The following is a 16,311-nucleotide window of genomic DNA, read 5'->3' on the forward strand; positions in this document are numbered from 1 at the left end:
CCGCGTCCGATCGTGGCAGGCTCACGGTATGACGTCCTCTGCCGCAGACCAGGTCTTCGCCGAGCGCTACCGCATCATGTGCTCGCGCGACACTCGTTTCGACGGCCAGTTCATCACCGGCGTGCATACGACGGGTATCTACTGCCGGCCGAGCTGCCCGGCCGCCACGCCCAAACCGGGCAATGTGTCGTTCTACCTCACCGCTGCGGCCGCCCATGAGGCCGGGCTGCGCGCCTGCAAGCGGTGCCTGCCCGACGCGGTGCCCGGCTCACCGGCCTGGAACCTGCGGGATGACCTCGCCGCCCGCGCGATGCGACTGATTTCTGACGGCGTGCTCGAGCGCGACGGCGTACCGGGGCTCGCCGCCCGCCTCGGCTACACGCCGCGGCATCTGACCCGGGTGTTGGTCGCCGAACTCGGTGCCGGTCCGCTCGCCCTCGCCCGCGCGCATCGTGCGCAGACCGCACGCCTGTTACTGCTGGGCACCGACCTGAAGATCACGGACGTGGCGTTCGCCGCCGGCTTTGGCAGTGTGCGCCAGTTCAACGACACCGTCACGTCCGTATACGAACGCACCCCCACCGAGGTGCGCGCCACCCGGCGTCCACCATTCGAGCGTCCGATCCCTGGCGTCGATCCTGCCGAAACCAGGATGACCCTGCAACTGCCGGCCCGCGCACCCTTCGACGGCGCCGGCCTACTGCGCTTTCTCGGCACCCGCGCCCTGCCCGGCGTCGAAACGGCCACCGCAACGAGCTACGCCCGCACGGTGCGGCTGCCCAACGGCACAGCCACCGTCGAGGTGACCCTGTCGGGAACGGATGCGGCCCCCGCCCTGGCTTGCAGCATCCGTCTGACCCAGCTCGCCGACCTGGCACCGCTGGTGAGCCGGGTTCGTCGACTGTTCGATCTCGATGCTGACGCACAGGCCATCGATCATGATCTGGCCACGGATTCGGCGCTGGCCATCTCGGTCGCCAAGACCCCCGGCATCCGCGTGCCGGGCAGTATGGACGCCGAAGAAACACTGTTCCGGGCGCTGATCGGGCAGCAGATCTCGGTCGCCGCCGCCCGCACCGCGCTGACCAGGCTGGCCGATGCGCTCGGCGAACGCCTGCCAGGGCCTGAGTCGCGGCTGCTCTTTCCCACTGCGGCGCAGATCGCTGCCGGCGGCCCTGCCGTGCTGCGCGGGCCGGGCGCTCGAATCGAGACGATCCTGCGGGTCGCGGAGGCGCTGGCAGCGGGCGAATTGCAGCTGTCAGCCGGGCAGACCCGCGCCGAACTCCAAGCAAGTCTGGTCGCGCTGCGGGGAATCGGACCGTGGACGGCCGGGTACGTGGCCATGCGAGTGCTCGGCAGCCCCGACATTCTGCTGACCAGCGATCTGGCACTGCGACAGGGTGCCGGCAGACTCGGCCTACCCGTGCAACCGCGCGCTCTGGCCGTCCGCGGGGCCGACTGGGCGCCGTGGCGCAGTTACGCCGGAATGCACCTGTGGCATGCTGCCGGTGCACCTGCTGTTGGCGAGGGGGCCGTTTCCTCCAAGTAGACCGACCGAGGGTTGGAGCACCTCACAGCGCAACCCGCAGGCAGAGCCGGTTAGCCTAGAAGAGTGAAATTTGCGCATTTGAGAGTTGATGGCTCCTCCGTTCCCCGATTGGCCGTGATCTTCGACGATGCGGCACTGTTTCTCGACGACGTCATGGACGACGCCCCCCGCGACCTGCAAGACCTGCTCGAACAGGGCGATGGCGGCTACGAGCGTATCCGCGCGATCAGCCTCGACGCCGTCTCCAACGGCGCCGTGCTGACCCAGGTCGATGAGTTGCGGCATTCCTCCGCGGTGCTGCGCCCGCCACAGATCATCGCTATCGGCGCCAATTACGCCGCACACTCCTCCGAGCTGAGCCTGCGCTTGGAAACAGCGGCGACCGTGTTCTCGCTCTGGCCCAACTCCCTCACCGGCCACGGCTCGACCATCACCTGGCCGCGCGACCTCACCACCCAGGTCGACTACGAGGCCGAACTCGGCGTCATCATCGGTCGCCCGGCCCGCAACGTGACGGTCGCCAACGCCCTCGACTACGTTTTCGGCTACACCGTCGTAAACGACATCACCGCGCGTGACCTGCAGTTCTCCGAGGCGCAGTGGTCTCGCTGCAAGTCGTTCGACGGTTTCACCCCGACCGGCCCGCTCGTCGTCACCGCGGATGAGATCGGCGACCCGCAAAACCTGTGGCTGACCACCCACGTTGACGGTCGCATCCTGCAGGATGCCTCCAGCTGCGACATGGTGCGCACCGTTGCAGAGATCATCTCGTACCTGTCCAAGACGTCAACGCTCCTGCCGGGAACCCTGATCTCCACCGGCAGCCCGGGCGGCGCCGGCTACAGCCGCAAACCGCCGATCTTCCTCGGCGACGGGTCGACAGTGACCATCTCGATCGACAAGATCGGCCTGCTCACCACCCACTGCCGCGAGATCTAGTCGCGCGGGTCAGAGTCGCGGGTCGTCCTTCCCGTCCCGGGCGAGCAGTTCGTCCTCAACCGCGCCGCCGTAGCCATCCGCTTGCGGGTCTCGGTGCAACCCGCCCGATACCGCGTATTCCTCCTCGGGTGAGAGGACCAGCCGTTTGCGTCCCCACAGGGCAAAGGCCACGAGCATGACTAGGTAGACCACGGCGATGGCCGCAATCGCCGGACGTGCCGGTTCGTTGATGAAGAATCCGAAAAAGATAGCCAGTGAAAGAATGCCAGCAATAACGGCACCGGGTATACCCCAGGGGCTGCGGTACGGGCGGCTCGCATTCGGGAACTTCTTGCGCAGCAGTACGAACGACACCATCTGCAGCACATAGGCGATCACAGCGCCCCAGACAGCGATGTTCAGCACGATGGCACCGGCGACACCACCAGTCCCGCCGAGCGAATCGACCAGCACGAGCGCCACGAAACCGATGATGGCACCCACCAGCAGGGCAATAGCCGGGGTCTGGCGTTTCCCGGTGAGCGACAGAAACTTGGGATAGTACCCGGCACGCGACAGCGAATACATGTTACGCCCGTAGGCGAACATGATTCCCTGCAGGGAGGCTAAGAGCCCGATCAAGGCGAACAGGGCCAGCACCGCTGCGACGCCGTCGCCCACGATCGCCCGGAACCCATCGAGCAGGGGCTCGGTCGATCCGGCAATCTCGGCCGCGCCAACCACTCCGGTGTTGAGAAACAAAACGAGCAGGCCGGTAACGATCAGCGTCGTCCGGGCGATGAGCCCAGCGCGCGGAATATCACGCACCGGGTTGTGCGATTCCTCGGCCGCGAGTGGGAGTTCTTCGATACCGAGGAAGAACCACATGGCGTACGGCAGCGCGAACAGGATCGGGACTATGCCGTGAGGAAGGAAGGCACTCTGGCCGGCGTCCGGCGTGATATTGAATAGGTTGTCCCAGCTGAATAGCCCGGAGAACGCTGCCATGGCGGAGAACACCAGCAGGATCGCAATGGAGATGATCGCCACGACGATGGCAAATTTGAAGGAGATGGCCGCGCCGGCAGCATTGAGCGCGATGAAGGCGACGTACAGGATGAGCCACCACACCCACGGCGACAGGGAGACGCCGAGCAGTTCCTGCGTTATTCCATCGGCGTAGGAAGCGGAAAAATACACAATGACTGCGGTGGTCGCGACGTATTCGATGGTCTCGGCGAGCCCCGTGATGAACCCGCCCCACGGTCCCATTGCCGCTCGAGCGAACGAATAGGCCCCGCCGGTGTGCGGCATCGCCGCCGCCATTTCGCCGATGCTGAAAATCATTCCGTAGTACATGAAGATCAGCAACAGGAACGCGATCGACATTCCGCCAAAACCGGCGAAGTCGATTCCAAAGTTCCAGCCCGAAAAGTCCCCGGAGATTACCGCTGCCACAGCGAGACCCCACAGGCCCCAGATGCCGGCACTGCGGGTGAGCCGGCGTTTCTCAAAGTAGCCGGCTTGCGCTGTGGTGTACTTCACGCCTGAAACTTTCAAGGTGTCTTTGGACATCTCAATTCCTTTGCGCTCGTTGCGCACCCGATGGCGTTACCAACGGCGAGGGCGCAATCGTTCAGTGAGGTTGCCATGATGCTAAAGGCTGAATGGTGCGGTGTATACACCTTTGACGAAAATCGTTGGTCTCAATTCGAGCAACCGCAACGCTCTTCCAGTCGGTGAAGTGTGGTCTAATGGTTGAAAATTGCATGATTGAACCACTCTGCTCCATGATCCGCTCAACGGCCTTGACCACCCCGCCCGCATACCAGCACCGAGGAGAAGCTCGATGACAGCTCGTACCGGAAACCTCACCCTCGAGGAATTGACCATTCTGGTTTCCCGCCGTGAAATCGACACCGTCGTTGTCGCGTTCACCGATATGCAGGGCCGCCTCGTCGGTAAACGACTCTCCGCTCGGCTGTTCCTGGAGGATGCCGCCGCTCATGGCGCGGAATGCTGCAACTACCTTCTCGCCGTCGACGTGGAGATGAACACCGTCGAGGGCTACGCCACGTCGAGCTGGTCGCACGGATACGGGGACATGGCGATGGTCCCCGACCTCGACACACTGCGTTTGGCCCCGTGGCTGCCCGGAACGGCGCTGGTCACCGCCGATCTGCACTGGCTCGATGAGAAACCGGTGCTCGCTTCGCCGCGCCAGATTTTGCGTCGCCAACTGGACCGACTGGCCGAACACGGGCTCACTCCGTTCTGTGCAACCGAGCTCGAGTTCATCGTCTTCGAAGACGGCTACCGTGAAGCCTGGAAAAAGGGGTACCACGGCCTCATTCCGGCCAGCGATTACAACATCGATTACTCGCTGCTGGCATCCACGCGAATGGAACCGCTGTTGCGCGATATTCGTCTCGCCATGGACGGCGCCGGCATGTACTGCGAAGGGGTGAAAGGCGAATGTAATCTCGGGCAGCAGGAGATCGGATTCAGGTACGCGACGGCGCTGGCCACCTGTGACAATCATTCCGTCTACAAGAGTGGGGCAAAGGAGATCGCCGACGCGCACGGAAAGAGTCTCACCTTTATGGCCAAGTTCAACGAGCGTGAGGGCAACAGCTGCCATATCCACATCAGCCTGCAAGGCTCGGGCGGCGAACCGGTTTTTTACGACCCGGAGGCGAAGCACGGCATGTCGAAGCTGTTCCAACACTTCGTGGCCGGGCAGCTCGCCCTCATGCGGGAGCTGACCCTATTCTCCGCCCCCAACATCAACTCGTATAAGCGTTACGTTCCGGGCAGTTTCGCGCCGACCGCGCTAGCCTGGGGCTTCGACAACCGCACCTGCGCGCTGCGCGTCGTCGGGCATGGCCCGGCCCTGCGGGTGGAAAACCGGGTGCCCGGAGGCGATGTGAACCAGTATCTGGCCGTCGCAGCCCTGATCGCGGCGGGTCTCTACGGCATCGAACACGAACTTGAGTTGCAGCCGGCCTACGAGGGAAACGCCTACACCAGCGACGTGCCACGGGTACCGTCAACTCTGCGCGAATCGGCCGAACTTTTTGCAGGGTCCGCCGTGGCCCGCGAGGCGTTCGGCGACGAGGTCGTCGAGCACTACCTGAACAACGCCCGCATCGAGGTGCAGGCTTACGATGCCGTCGTCACCGACTGGGAACGGGTGCGCGGCTTTGAGCGACTGTGATGCCGGACCGGTGATCGGCTTGACCACCTACCTCGAACAGGCGCAGACCGGGGTGTGGGATGTGCCGGCCGCGATTCTGCCACGGGTCTATTTCGATGCAATCACCAAAGCCGGCGGCATTGCCGTGCTGCTGCCGCCGCAGCCGGTGACCGCGGCTATTGCCAACCGCGTGCTCGACGGGCTCGACGCACTGGTCATCACCGGCGGTAAAGACGTCGATCCAGCTCGCTACGGTCAGGCCCCGCACCCCGAGACCGACGAGCCCCGGCCCGATCGAGACGCTTGGGAAGATGTACTGCTGCATGAGGCTGTCGCCCGCCAACTGCCGTTCCTCGGAATCTGTCGCGGTGCGCAAATGCTCAACGTCGCCCTCGGCGGAAGTCTCCACCAGCATCTGCCAGACCTGGTCGGCGACACCACCTATCAGGCCGGCAACGGTGTGTTCAACGTCGTCGACGTTGCCGTTGAACCAGACTCGATGCTCAGCGCACTGCTGGACGGCCAAACGCTCCTACCCGCAGTGCCCGTCTACCACCATCAATCCATCGACCGCCTCGCCGCCGGTTTGCGGATTACGGCCACAACGGATGCCGGCATCGTGCAGGCGGTCGAGCTGGCGGCCGTCCCATTCGGGGTAGCCGTTCAATGGCATCCGGAGCAGTCGCCCGATGACCTGCGTCTCTTCACCGGTTTGGTCACGGCCGCCCGCGACTACCGCGCAGCAGACCAGACTAGAGCCGCACTCAACGGAGCAGGAGAGACAAGCCGATGAGCAGCTACACCATCGTCAACCCGGCCGATGAATCCATCGGTGAAACCATCGAGCACGTGAGCCGGGAAGAAACCGACGAGGCGATCGCCCGCGCCGTCCTAGCCCAGACAGTGTGGGCCCGCGTAGCTCCCGCCGATAAGGGCCGCATCTTGCGTCGATTCGCCCAGGTCGTTGACGGTGACCGGGAAAACCTGGCCAAGATCGAGGTGCGCAACTCCGGGCACCCGATCACGCAAGCGCGCTGGGAAGCCGGCCACGTACGTGACGTCCTCGAGTATTACGCGGCAGGACCCGAGCGCCTGTTCGGCCAGCAGATTCCGGTCGCGGGCGGGATCGACCTCACCTTTCATGAGCCGCTGGGTGTTGTCGGCGTGATCACTCCGTGGAACTTTCCGATGACGATCGGTGCCTGGGGCTTCGCGCCGGCCCTCGCGGCCGGTAACGCCGTGGTGCTGAAGCCAGCCGAGTGGACGCCGCTGTCGAGCATCCGTTTGGGAGAACTCGCCCTCGAAGCCGGACTGCCGGACGGCCTGTTCCAGGTGCTGCCGGGTCGTGGTTCGGTCGTGGGAACACGTTTCGTGACGCACCCCGACGTGCGCAAGATCGTGTTCACCGGCTCGACCACCGTCGGCAAGCAGATCATGGCCGGTTGCGCGGACCAGGTCAAGCGGGTGACGCTCGAACTGGGCGGCAAGAGTGCCAATATCGTCTTCGCCGATGCAGATCTGGAACGCGCGGCCGCCGCGGCGCCGTCCGGCGTGTTTGAGAATGCGGGACAGGATTGCTGCGCTCGAAGCCGCATCCTGGTGCAGGCCAGCGCAATGGATCGATTCATGGAGCTGCTCGAACCGGCCGTGGCTGCGGTGCGGGTCGGCGACCCGACCGACCCAGATACCGAAATGGGGCCCCTCGTCTCCCGCCAGCACCACGCTGCCGTGTCGGCATATCTGCCGGACGACGCACCGGTCGTCTTCCGCGGCAGCGCTCCGACCGGTGCCGGATTCTGGATGGCTCCGACAGTGCTGCTCCCCCCGAGCCGCACGGACCGATGTGTGACCGAGGAGATCTTCGGCCCGGTAGTGACCGTACTGCCCTTCAGCGACGAAGACGACGCCGTGACGCTGGCGAACGATTCCCGTTACGGGCTATCCGGGTCGATCTGGACTCGCGATATCGGCCGAGCCATTCGAGTCTCACGCGGGATCGAGTCGGGCAATCTGTCGGTCAATTCGCACTCTTCGGTGCGCTACTCGACCCCTTTTGGCGGGTTCAAGCAATCCGGACTCGGACGGGAGCTGGGGCCGGATGCGCCCCTGCACTTCACTGAAACCAAGAACGTTTTCATCGCGGTTGACTAGTCCCTCAACGAAGGAGATCCTGTGAGCATCACTCCCATCGACCTGACCCAGCGCCTGGCCGGCAAGGTCGCCGTCATCACCGGCGGGGCCAGCGGAATCGGCTTAGCCACCGCGAAACGTTTCAGAGCCGAGGGCGCCATGGTCGTCATCGGTGACCTCGACGACGAGGCCGGCCAAGCGGCCGCACTATTGGTCGGCGGTCTCTTTGTGAAAGTCGACGTCACCGATCAGGATCAGGTGGACCATCTGTTCGACACCGCGTTCGAGACCTACGGATCGGTGGACGTGGCATTCAATAATGCCGGCATTTCACCGCCCGACGACGACTCCATCGAAACGACCGAACTTCCCGCTTGGCAAAAGGTGCAGGACGTCAACCTCAAATCGGTGTACCTCTGCTGCCGCGCGGCTCTGCGTCACATGGTTCGGCAGGGCAGCGGGTCTATTATCAACACGGCGAGTTTCGTGGCCGTGCTCGGTTCGGCAACCAGCCAGATCTCCTACACAGCGTCGAAGGGCGGAGTGCTCGCTATGAGCCGGGAACTGGGCGTGCAGTTCGCTCGCCAGGGTATTCGGGTGAACGCACTCTGCCCGGGGCCGGTCAATACGCCGCTACTCCAGGAACTGTTCGCGAAAGACCCAGCACGTGCCGCTCGACGGCTCGTGCATATTCCGGTGGGTCGCTTCGCCGAACCTCAGGAACTCGCGGCGGCCGTTGCATTCCTGGCCAGTGACGACTCCTCATTCATGACCGGTTCCACCTTTCTGGTGGACGGCGGCATCAGCTCGGCCTATGTCACGCCAGAATAGTGATCCGGCACCGGCGGCGGGGCTCAACAGCGGTCTCCTCCTGGGGCCGGTTTCGGGCACCAACACGTTTGAAGAGACGGTTCAACGCCTCCTGCAGACTGTGCGACTTGGCCTGATCGCTCCGGGCGAACGGTTGCCGCCGGAGCGTGACCTTGCCACCCAGCTGGGCGTCAGTCGCGATACCCTACGAGAGGCAATCGGGTCCCTGGCGGAGGCCGGCTACCTCGTCTCCCGGCGCGGACGATACGGCGGCACCTTTGTCAGGGATGAACTTCCCACGCCGCCGGTGAATCCGGCTGAGTCCGCCGCTGGAACCCCGCACCCGTCGATGACTGCCGCCGAGATTGATGATGTGCTCACCCTGCGCGACATTCTCGAGGTCGGAGCTGCCCGCGCCGCCGCCGCCAAGGTGATGTCCCCGCCGGAGCGTGAGCTGCTCTGGTCGAGCCTCGGGGCGGCCGCAGACGTCGGCGCGGAGGAGTACCGTCGCGTTGATTCCCGACTCCATCTCTATATCGGCGAGTTGGCCGGTTCCCCGTCGCTCGTACCGCTCCTCGCCGACGTGCGCATGCGCCTGAACGAATTGCTCGATGCCATTCCCCTGCTGGCACCCAACATCGTGCACTCCAATAAACAGCACGAACAGATTGTCGCAGCGATTCTCAGTGGAAGACCGGATGCCGCCGCGGACGCGATGCGCGAGCACCTGCGCGGTACGGCCCTACTCCTGCGGGGCTTTCTCGAGTAGGCCGGGGTGGGCGGGCGAATTTCGGCGGCGAGAGCCGCGGCATCCGCTCGCCGGGTAACTCAGCCGATCAACGCCTCGACCGGGCCGCGCACGAAGAAGAGCACGAAACCGACCGCGACGACCCAGAGCAGCGGGCTGATTTCGCGGCCCTTGCCCGAGAGGCTGCGCACGAGCACCCAGCTGATGAACCCGGCGCCGATGCCGTTGGCGATCGAATAGGTCAGCGGCATCACGATGATGGTCAGAAAGATGGGCAGGGTGCTGGAGAATTCGCTGAAGTCGAGGTGGCGAATCTGCGACACCATCAGCGCCCCGACGATGACAAGGGCGGCGGCGGCCACTTCGAGCGGCACGATCTGGGTGAGTGGGGTGAAGAACATGGCCGCCAGAAAGAGGATGCCGGTGATCACGTTGGCCGCGCCGGTGCGGGCTCCCTCGCCGATTCCGGCGCCCGATTCGATGAAGACGGTGTTCGAGGAGGCGCTGGTGGCGCCACCGGCGACGGCCCCGATGCCCTCCACGATCAGGGCAGACTTGAGCCTGGGAAATTTGCCGTCCTTATCGGCCAGGCCAGCTTCACTGGCCAGGCCGGTCATCGTGCCCATCGCGTCGAAGAAGTTCGTGAAAACCAGGGTAAAGACCAACATCACTGCGGCGAGCATGCCGATGCGCTCGAAGGCACCGAAAGAGACCTCGCCGATTAGTCCGAGGTCGGGCAGGGCGACGACGCTCGTCGGCAGCACGGGGGCGTTGAGGTTCCAGCCGGCCGGGTTCGAGCCGAACGACGGCCCGACCTTGAAGATGGCTTCCAGGATGACCGCGATGATGGTAGTCGCTACGATGCCGATCAGCAGTGCGGCCTTGACCTTGCGGGCCAGCAGCACGCCCATGATAATTAGCCCGATCACGAACACGGCGGTCGGCAGGGTGGCGATCGAGCCGGCATCGCCGAGTTGCACCGGCGGTGAGTTCGCGCCGCTGGCCCGCACGAAGCCCGAGTCGACGAGACCGATGAACGCGATGAACAGACCGATACCGACCGTAATGGCAATCTTTAGCGGACGCGGGATGGCATTAAAGATGAGTTCGCGCAGTCCGGTCGAGGCCAACAGCACGATGATGAGCCCGTTGATGACGACCAGGCCCATCGCTTCGGCCCAAGTGACCTGGCCGACGACGCTCACGGCGAGGAAGGAGTTAATGCCAAGTCCGGCGGCGAAGCCGTAGGGCAGGCGCGCGATGACGCCGAACAGAATGGTCATGACGCCGGCGGTCAGCGCGGTGACGGCGGCGACCTGCTCATTGGGAAGCCAGCCGCCCTCGACGTCGACGGCGGCCTGGTCGGCGCTGAACCCGCCGAGAATGAGCGGGTTCAAAATAACGATGTACGCCATCGTGACGAATGTGACGACGCCGCCACGAAATTCCCGCGACCAGGTGGAGCCGCGCCTGGTGATCTCGAAGTATGCGTCGACGCGGGCTTTCAGGCCACGCGGCGTCGGCTGCGGCGAGGCAGCAGTAGTGGGTGTCTCAGTGCTCGAAATGGTGTGCTCCCGGTGCCGTGGCTTTAACGCAAGGTTCCAGTCTACGACCGGGCCAGCGCTGGCCGATCAAACGTGCGGCACGAATCGCCCCCAGGCCAGGCGCCGCTCGCGGTTCGGGTCGGATTCGATCATGTCTTCCCGATCGATGATGAGGGTCTCCCTGGTTCCCTCTTCGTACCGAGGCCACTCGGCCGATGGCACCCCGCCGGCTACAAAGCCGAGCCACCAGCCCTGCATCCTGGTACCGATGTCCTGAAAGGCTCGTCGCCCCCCGAGCGCCGTCATGCTGCGGCCGAACCAGCCGTCGAGCCGGTCGAACAACGGAAACAGTTCGAGACCGTGGGTAGCGTCAAGGCCCATCAGGCGTAGCAGCCGCGGCGCGGCGTCGAAGCGGTAGAAGTACACCGGCGCGTAGCGCGAGTGTCGTTCTGCGACTTTCACGCTCGGGTACCAGAAAGAATAGTCGCCGCCGAAATCCAGCGCCGCGCGCAACGCCGGAATACCCGGGTACTGCGCTTTGAGGGCTTTCTTCGCTTTCTTCTTGGTTTTCTTGAAAATCGCGCGGATCCGCGCTGGTGTCGTGGCCAGAATGTCGATCCGGCCGCTGAACAGTGACCCTTCGCGCGCGTTGGTGCCGATGATCAGTGGGATGCGCGCGGCCCGGCCATCCCGAAAAGCGTCGAGTGGTCGCTCAGGCAGAAAAACTCCGTCAATGACCGGGCAGAGCGGAATCGTACCCGGGTCCTGGTCGGGGGTACGCACGGTCAGCGCCGTCGTGGCGGCGGCGAGCAGTGCCGGGTCGGCGGCGAGCAACAGGCGGGCCGCTTCGGCGGTGCTAGAGGGGCCGGGATCGATCAGACTGTCCACGAATTCGCCGGCCCAGCGCGCGGTGAGATCGCTCGGGTAAACCGCGTTCGGCGGCGCGCTCTGCGCGATTGCCCGGTGGAACAGGCCGGCCGCGCTCGGCACGGTCATCAGGGTGGTGACCGCGTTGCCGCCGGCCGACTCACCGAACAGGGTGACGGCATCCGGGTCACCGCCAAAGGCGTGAATGTTCTCCTGCACCCACTGCAACGCGGCAACCTGGTCGCGGAGTCCCAGATTGCTCTCAAACGGATGCTCCGCCGTGCCATACCGAGAGAAGTCCAGGTAGCCGAGGGCCCCCAGCCGGTAGTTGAGGCTGACGTAGACGATGCCGCCCCGCCGCACGAGCCCTTCGCCCTGCCGCGGAACCTCACGGCTGGAGCCGACGCTGTATGCACCGCCGTGGATGAACACCATCACCGGCCGCAGCGCGTCCTCGAACTGCGCGCCGGGACGCATCCGCTCGTCTGGCGCGATCACGTTGAGGTTGAGGCAGTCTTCTCCCTGGGGAATGCGCGGGTGGGCACCACGAAACTGGCCCTTATGACTCTGCGGGGCGATCAGGCCCCACTGGCTCGCATCGCGCACACCGTGCCAGGCCGATGGCGGCTGCGGCGCACGAAAACGTCGATCACCCACCGGAGCCGCCGCATAGGGAATACCGCGCCAGGCGAGCACGCCACGCTCGCGAACTCCGCGGAGCAGTCCGGCGGCCACTCGCACCTCCAGCCCCGCCTCGGTGGTGGGATCAGCGAGTTGACTCATGCGCCCGAGTCTATTCCGCCGTGCTGACCGGCTGCGACTACGCTCGACACAGATACCGCACCAGAAGAAACGAGAACCACGATGGCACTGCCCTGGACCCTGCACGGCGACGGAAAAACGGTCGGGGCACAGGAGGTCGTCGGCCCGGGCGAACGGCTGAGCTGGCCACTGACCATCGGCATCGGCTCGCAGCACGTCGTGGCCATGTTCGGTGCGACCTTTCTGGTGCCGTTGCTCACCGACTTTCCGCCGAGCACCACGCTGCTGTTCTCCGGCATCGGAACCCTGCTGTTCCTGCTGATCACCGGGAACAAACTGCCCAGCTACCTGGGTTCGTCGTTCGCCTTCATCGCACCGATCACCGCAGCCACCGCCTCGGCCGGTATGGGCAGCGCCCTGTTCGGCATCATGGCCGTCGGTGCGTTGCTCACCCTGGTCGGCGTCATCGTGCAACTTACCGGCACCGGGTGGATCGACCGACTGATGCCGCCGATCGTCTCGGGCGCCATCGTCGCGCTTATCGGGTTTAACCTCGCCCCGGTGGCCAAGGCCAACTTCGACAAGGCACCGCTCACGGCGCTGATCACGCTCGTCGCGGTGATTCTGTGCACCGTGCTGTTTCGCGGCATCCTCGGTCGGCTGTCGATTTTTCTCGGCGTGGTGGTGGGCTACGTCGCGGCCGTCTTCTTCGGCGAGGTCGACTTCAGCCGGATCGCCGACGCCGCCTGGATCGGGCTGCCGCCGTTCACCGCGCCCGCCAACCCGTTTGAAAACCCAGCCGCTGTCTTGGGCGTGCTGCCCGCCTTTCTGCCCGTCGTCCTCGTGCTCATCGCCGAGAACGTCGGCCACATCAAGGGCGTTGCGCAGATGACGGATGCGAAGGTGAACCGGCTCACCGGGCGCGCCCTGCTCGCCGACGGCCTCGCCACCATGCTGGCCGGTTTCGGCGGCGGCAGCGGAACCACGACCTACGGCGAAAACATCGGCGTCATGGCGGCGACCCGCATCTACTCCACGGCGGCTTACTGGGTGGCCGGAATCGTCGCTATTCTGCTCGGCCTCTCCCCCAAGGTCGGTGCGATCATTTTCACGATCCCCGATGGCGTGCTCGGCGGTGTCACCACCGCGCTCTACGGGCTGATCGGGGTGATCGGTGTGAAGATCTGGCTCGACAATAAGGTCGACTTCTCCAAGCCGGTGAACCAGTTCACCGCGGCGACCGCGCTCATTATCGGTATCGCCGACTTCACGCTGAACGCGGACACCCTAAGCTTCAACGGCATCGCCCTCGGTACCCTAGCGGCCATCGTGATCTACCACCTGATGACCTGGCTCGGCCGAGTGCGTCGGACGGCCTGACCCGCCTGACCTGCCTAACCCGCCTGACAAGCGGATGACCGCGCCCCATTTGGGTGCGCGCAAGCAGAAACCGGGACGCCGAGCGGGGCTACCGGTGCAGGGCCGGCACGATCAGGTAGACGCCGTACAGCACGGCGATGCCGCAGAGCACGAAGCAGGCGTACCCGGCGCAGAGGGCCAGGCGCTTCAGCCCGGGCGTGAGCGGGTTGGCTGCGGCGGCCTTGCGCGCTCGTTTGACCTGCTTCGCGGCCTTCTTCGGGCTCAGCACGGTGATCGCGCCGGTGAACTCGTGCGGCTCCACCAGCGGGATGCGGCCGGCCGTGGTGAGCAGGCGCAGGCCCAGCGAGTAGAGACTCACGAGCAGGGCCGCCGAGAACAGTGACGCGACCGAGACGACGAGAAAGGCGCTCCAGTCGATCACAGTGACACCTTTCTGCGGTCGCCACGGCCATGACGGGTGGGCCGGCGCGGCGTCTTCTTGATATTGACCACCCGTCCTGCATCATCGATGTCGTTGAGCAGGGTGTGGTGGGTTACCCGGTTGCGGCGCGACCAGCGGAACAGGGCCATGATCACGATTGTTCCGATCACCATGTCGAGCACGATGCCTACGGGTCCCAGCAGGGCGAGTCCGGCGGCGAACGCGCCCATGATGGCCGAGGCTGGCAGGGTCATGACCCAGCCGAGAGCGATGCGTCCGGCCATCCCCCAGCGTATGGTCGAGCCCCGGCGGCCCAGGCCGGAGCCGATCACCGACCCGGAGGCGACCTGGGTGGTGGAGAGGGCGAATCCGAGGTGGCTGGAGGCGAGGATCGTGGCAGCGGTGCTGGTTTCGGCGGCGAACCCCTGGGCCGGCTTGATCTCGGTCAGGCCGGTGCCCATGGTGCGGATAATGCGCCAGCCGCCGGTGTAGGTGCCGATGGCGATGGCGAGGGCGCAGGCGGCGATGACCCAGAAGGTGGGGCCGCTGCCAACTGCCTGGAACCCGCCGGCGATGAGGGTCAGCGTGATCACGCCCATCGTCTTCTGGGCATCGTTGGTGCCGTGTGCCAGCGCGACGAGCGAGGAGGAGAAGATCTGCGCGTAACGGAACCCGCCGCGGCCGTCTGGTTTGCCGACATCGCGCCGGGTGATCGTGTAGGCCAGGCGCGTGGCGACGAGCGCCACGCCGCCGGCGATCAGCGGCGCGATCAGCGCGGGCAGAATCACCTTGGCGGCCACGACGTTGTAGTCAACGGCCTGGGTGCCGACGCCGATGATCGTGGCGCCGATCAGCCCACCGAACAGGGCGTGGCTCGAGCTCGACGGCAGGCCCATCAGCCAGGTGACCAGGTTCCACACGATTGCGCCGATCAGTCCGGCGAAGATGAGTTCGGGGGTGATCAGCACCCCGCCGTCCCCCTCCTTAATGATGCCGCCCGACACGGTGCGCGCAACCTCGGTGGAGAGAAAAGCCCCGACCAGGTTGAGAATGGCGGCGACGCCAACGGCAACTTTGGGCTTCATCGCGCCGGTTGCGATCGGAGTGGCCATGGCATTGGCCGTGTCGTGAAAGCCGTTGGTGAAGTCGAAGATGAGTGCCAGCGCGATGACCAGAACGATGATGAGGCTGAATTCAGGCACGAGACACCACACTTTCCAGGTCAGCTCCGAAGGTGAACGTGGCGCGTACCGGCACGCCGCCCAGCACCCCGGGCAGCCAATGCCGGGCGTCGTCCCACATTTCATCCACCGGCAGGGTCGCCACGTCAAACCAGACCGGGTTCAGCTCGTTCGATTCCCGCGGGGTCCCCGACCACTCGTCGCAGACGAACACGGTCGACTCCTGACTCCACTCTTGGCGGTGCGGAAACAGATAGGTGAGATACCCCAGTTCAGTCAAAGCGGATGCCGCAACCACCAGCCCGGATTCCTCCTCGATTTCACGCACGGCAGCGTCCACTGCGCTCTCACCGATTTCGAGCTTGCCGCCGAGACCGACGATGTTGCCCACGCCGAGGCCTTTCTTCTTGCGCCCCAGCAGTACCTGCCGGTTGCCTTCGGGAGATAGTCGGGTGAGGTAGCACACGCATACCTGGGGCAAAGTCATTGCTTCATCTTAACGCGCATGCGGTTCTTTCGGAGGCGGCTCGGATAAGCTCCGATCATGGACTTTGTACCCGCTACCGGAACCATCACCATGTTCACGACCGACTGGTGCGGTTACTGCAAACGATTGAAGAAGCAGCTCGACACCGCCGGCATCGGTTACACCGAGGTGAATATCGAGCAGGTTGACGGCACACCGGAGCTCGTGATGAGCCTCAATAACGGCAACCAGACCGTGCCGACCATCCTGTACCCCGACGGATCGGCCGCGACCAACCCATCGCTGGCCCAGGTGCAGGCCAAACTCGCCTGACCAGCC

At 64.9% G+C, this 16,311-nt stretch carries 15 protein-coding genes; 9 read left to right on the forward strand and 6 right to left on the reverse strand.

The genetic code is table 11. The features are described 5' to 3' along the window. Positions 1–28 precede the first annotated feature (28 nt). Both CJ028_RS05890 and CJ028_RS05895 read left to right on the forward strand, forming a co-directional pair. Positions 29–1,549, forward strand: coding sequence for an AlkA N-terminal domain-containing protein (locus CJ028_RS05890; RefSeq protein ID WP_105034352.1), 1,521 nt, complete (start codon positions 29–31; stop codon positions 1,547–1,549). A 63-nt stretch (positions 1,550–1,612) separates the two neighbouring features. Next, entirely contained in the window at positions 1,613–2,488 is an 876-nt protein-coding gene (locus CJ028_RS05895) for a fumarylacetoacetate hydrolase family protein (RefSeq protein ID WP_167395129.1), read from the forward strand. A 9-nt stretch (positions 2,489–2,497) separates the two neighbouring features. On the opposite strand, the gene CJ028_RS05900 is transcribed toward CJ028_RS05895, so the two are convergent. Further along, positions 2,498–4,042, reverse strand: a complete 1,545-nt coding sequence (locus CJ028_RS05900; protein ID WP_105034353.1) for an amino acid permease — start codon at positions 4,040–4,042, stop codon at positions 2,498–2,500. A gap of 274 nt (positions 4,043–4,316) precedes the next feature. Here CJ028_RS05900 and CJ028_RS05905 point away from each other — a divergent pair, with 274 nt between their 5' ends. Genes CJ028_RS05905 through CJ028_RS05925 form a run of 5 tightly spaced genes read left to right on the forward strand, consistent with a single transcriptional unit; the run spans position 4,317 to position 9,372 of the window. Further along, positions 4,317–5,684 (forward strand): glutamine synthetase family protein, encoded by a 1,368-nt coding sequence (locus tag CJ028_RS05905; protein WP_105034354.1) that lies wholly within the window; start codon positions 4,317–4,319, stop codon positions 5,682–5,684. Positions 5,685–5,694: 10 nt separating this feature from the next. Next, positions 5,695–6,456 (forward strand): gamma-glutamyl-gamma-aminobutyrate hydrolase family protein, encoded by a 762-nt coding sequence (locus CJ028_RS05910; protein WP_338064127.1) that lies wholly within the window; start codon positions 5,695–5,697, stop codon positions 6,454–6,456. Then, positions 6,453–7,814 carry an aldehyde dehydrogenase family protein gene (locus CJ028_RS05915; RefSeq protein ID WP_105034356.1) on the forward strand — a complete coding sequence of 454 codons (1,362 nt, stop codon included), beginning with the start codon at positions 6,453–6,455 and terminating at the stop codon, positions 7,812–7,814. The genes CJ028_RS05910 and CJ028_RS05915 overlap by 4 nt, the downstream gene beginning before the upstream one ends. A 21-nt stretch (positions 7,815–7,835) precedes the next feature. Next, positions 7,836–8,624, forward strand: a complete 789-nt coding sequence (locus CJ028_RS05920; protein ID WP_240607122.1) for a 3-oxoacyl-ACP reductase — start codon at positions 7,836–7,838, stop codon at positions 8,622–8,624. Beyond that, positions 8,608–9,372 (forward strand): FadR/GntR family transcriptional regulator, encoded by a 765-nt coding sequence (locus CJ028_RS05925; protein WP_105034357.1) that lies wholly within the window; start codon positions 8,608–8,610, stop codon positions 9,370–9,372. Before CJ028_RS05920 ends, CJ028_RS05925 begins: the two co-directional genes overlap by 17 nt. Positions 9,373–9,431: 59 nt before the next feature. Here the strand turns inward: CJ028_RS05925 and CJ028_RS05930 are convergent, their stop codons facing one another. Next, a complete protein-coding gene (locus CJ028_RS05930; protein ID WP_105034358.1) occupies positions 9,432–10,916 on the reverse strand; it encodes an NCS2 family permease in 1,485 nt (494 codons plus the stop codon). A gap of 66 nt (positions 10,917–10,982) precedes the next feature. Next, positions 10,983–12,545 carry a carboxylesterase/lipase family protein gene (locus tag CJ028_RS05935; RefSeq protein ID WP_105034359.1) on the reverse strand — a complete coding sequence of 521 codons (1,563 nt, stop codon included), beginning with the start codon at positions 12,543–12,545 and terminating at the stop codon, positions 10,983–10,985. A gap of 81 nt (positions 12,546–12,626) precedes the next feature. Between CJ028_RS05935 and CJ028_RS05940 the strand changes: the two genes are divergently transcribed. Next, positions 12,627–13,904 (forward strand): uracil-xanthine permease family protein, encoded by a 1,278-nt coding sequence (locus tag CJ028_RS05940; RefSeq protein ID WP_105034360.1) that lies wholly within the window; start codon positions 12,627–12,629, stop codon positions 13,902–13,904. 88 nt (positions 13,905–13,992) lie between these two features. Here the strand turns inward: CJ028_RS05940 and CJ028_RS05945 are convergent, their stop codons facing one another. From CJ028_RS05945 to CJ028_RS05955, 3 genes are read right to left on the reverse strand one after another with little or no spacing between them, the layout of a single operon-like run. Further along, on the reverse strand, positions 13,993–14,325 hold the full coding sequence (locus CJ028_RS05945; protein ID WP_105034361.1) for a peptidase: 333 nt from the start codon (positions 14,323–14,325) through the stop codon (positions 13,993–13,995). Beyond that, a complete protein-coding gene (locus CJ028_RS05950) occupies positions 14,322–15,527 on the reverse strand; it encodes an inorganic phosphate transporter (RefSeq protein ID WP_240607124.1) in 1,206 nt (401 codons plus the stop codon). The genes CJ028_RS05945 and CJ028_RS05950 overlap by 4 nt, the downstream gene beginning before the upstream one ends. Next, positions 15,520–15,993 carry an 8-oxo-dGTP diphosphatase gene (locus CJ028_RS05955; RefSeq protein WP_105034363.1) on the reverse strand — a complete coding sequence of 158 codons (474 nt, stop codon included), beginning with the start codon at positions 15,991–15,993 and terminating at the stop codon, positions 15,520–15,522. Before CJ028_RS05955 ends, CJ028_RS05950 begins: the two co-directional genes overlap by 8 nt. A 57-nt stretch (positions 15,994–16,050) precedes the next feature. Here CJ028_RS05955 and CJ028_RS05960 point away from each other — a divergent pair, with 57 nt between their 5' ends. Beyond that, positions 16,051–16,305, forward strand: a complete 255-nt coding sequence (locus tag CJ028_RS05960) for a mycoredoxin (protein ID WP_092340957.1) — start codon at positions 16,051–16,053, stop codon at positions 16,303–16,305. Positions 16,306–16,311 lie beyond the last annotated feature (6 nt).

The sequence above is a fragment of the Cryobacterium aureum genome (assembly GCF_002954245.1).
Lineage (GTDB): Bacteria > Actinomycetota > Actinomycetes > Actinomycetales > Microbacteriaceae > Cryobacterium > Cryobacterium aureum.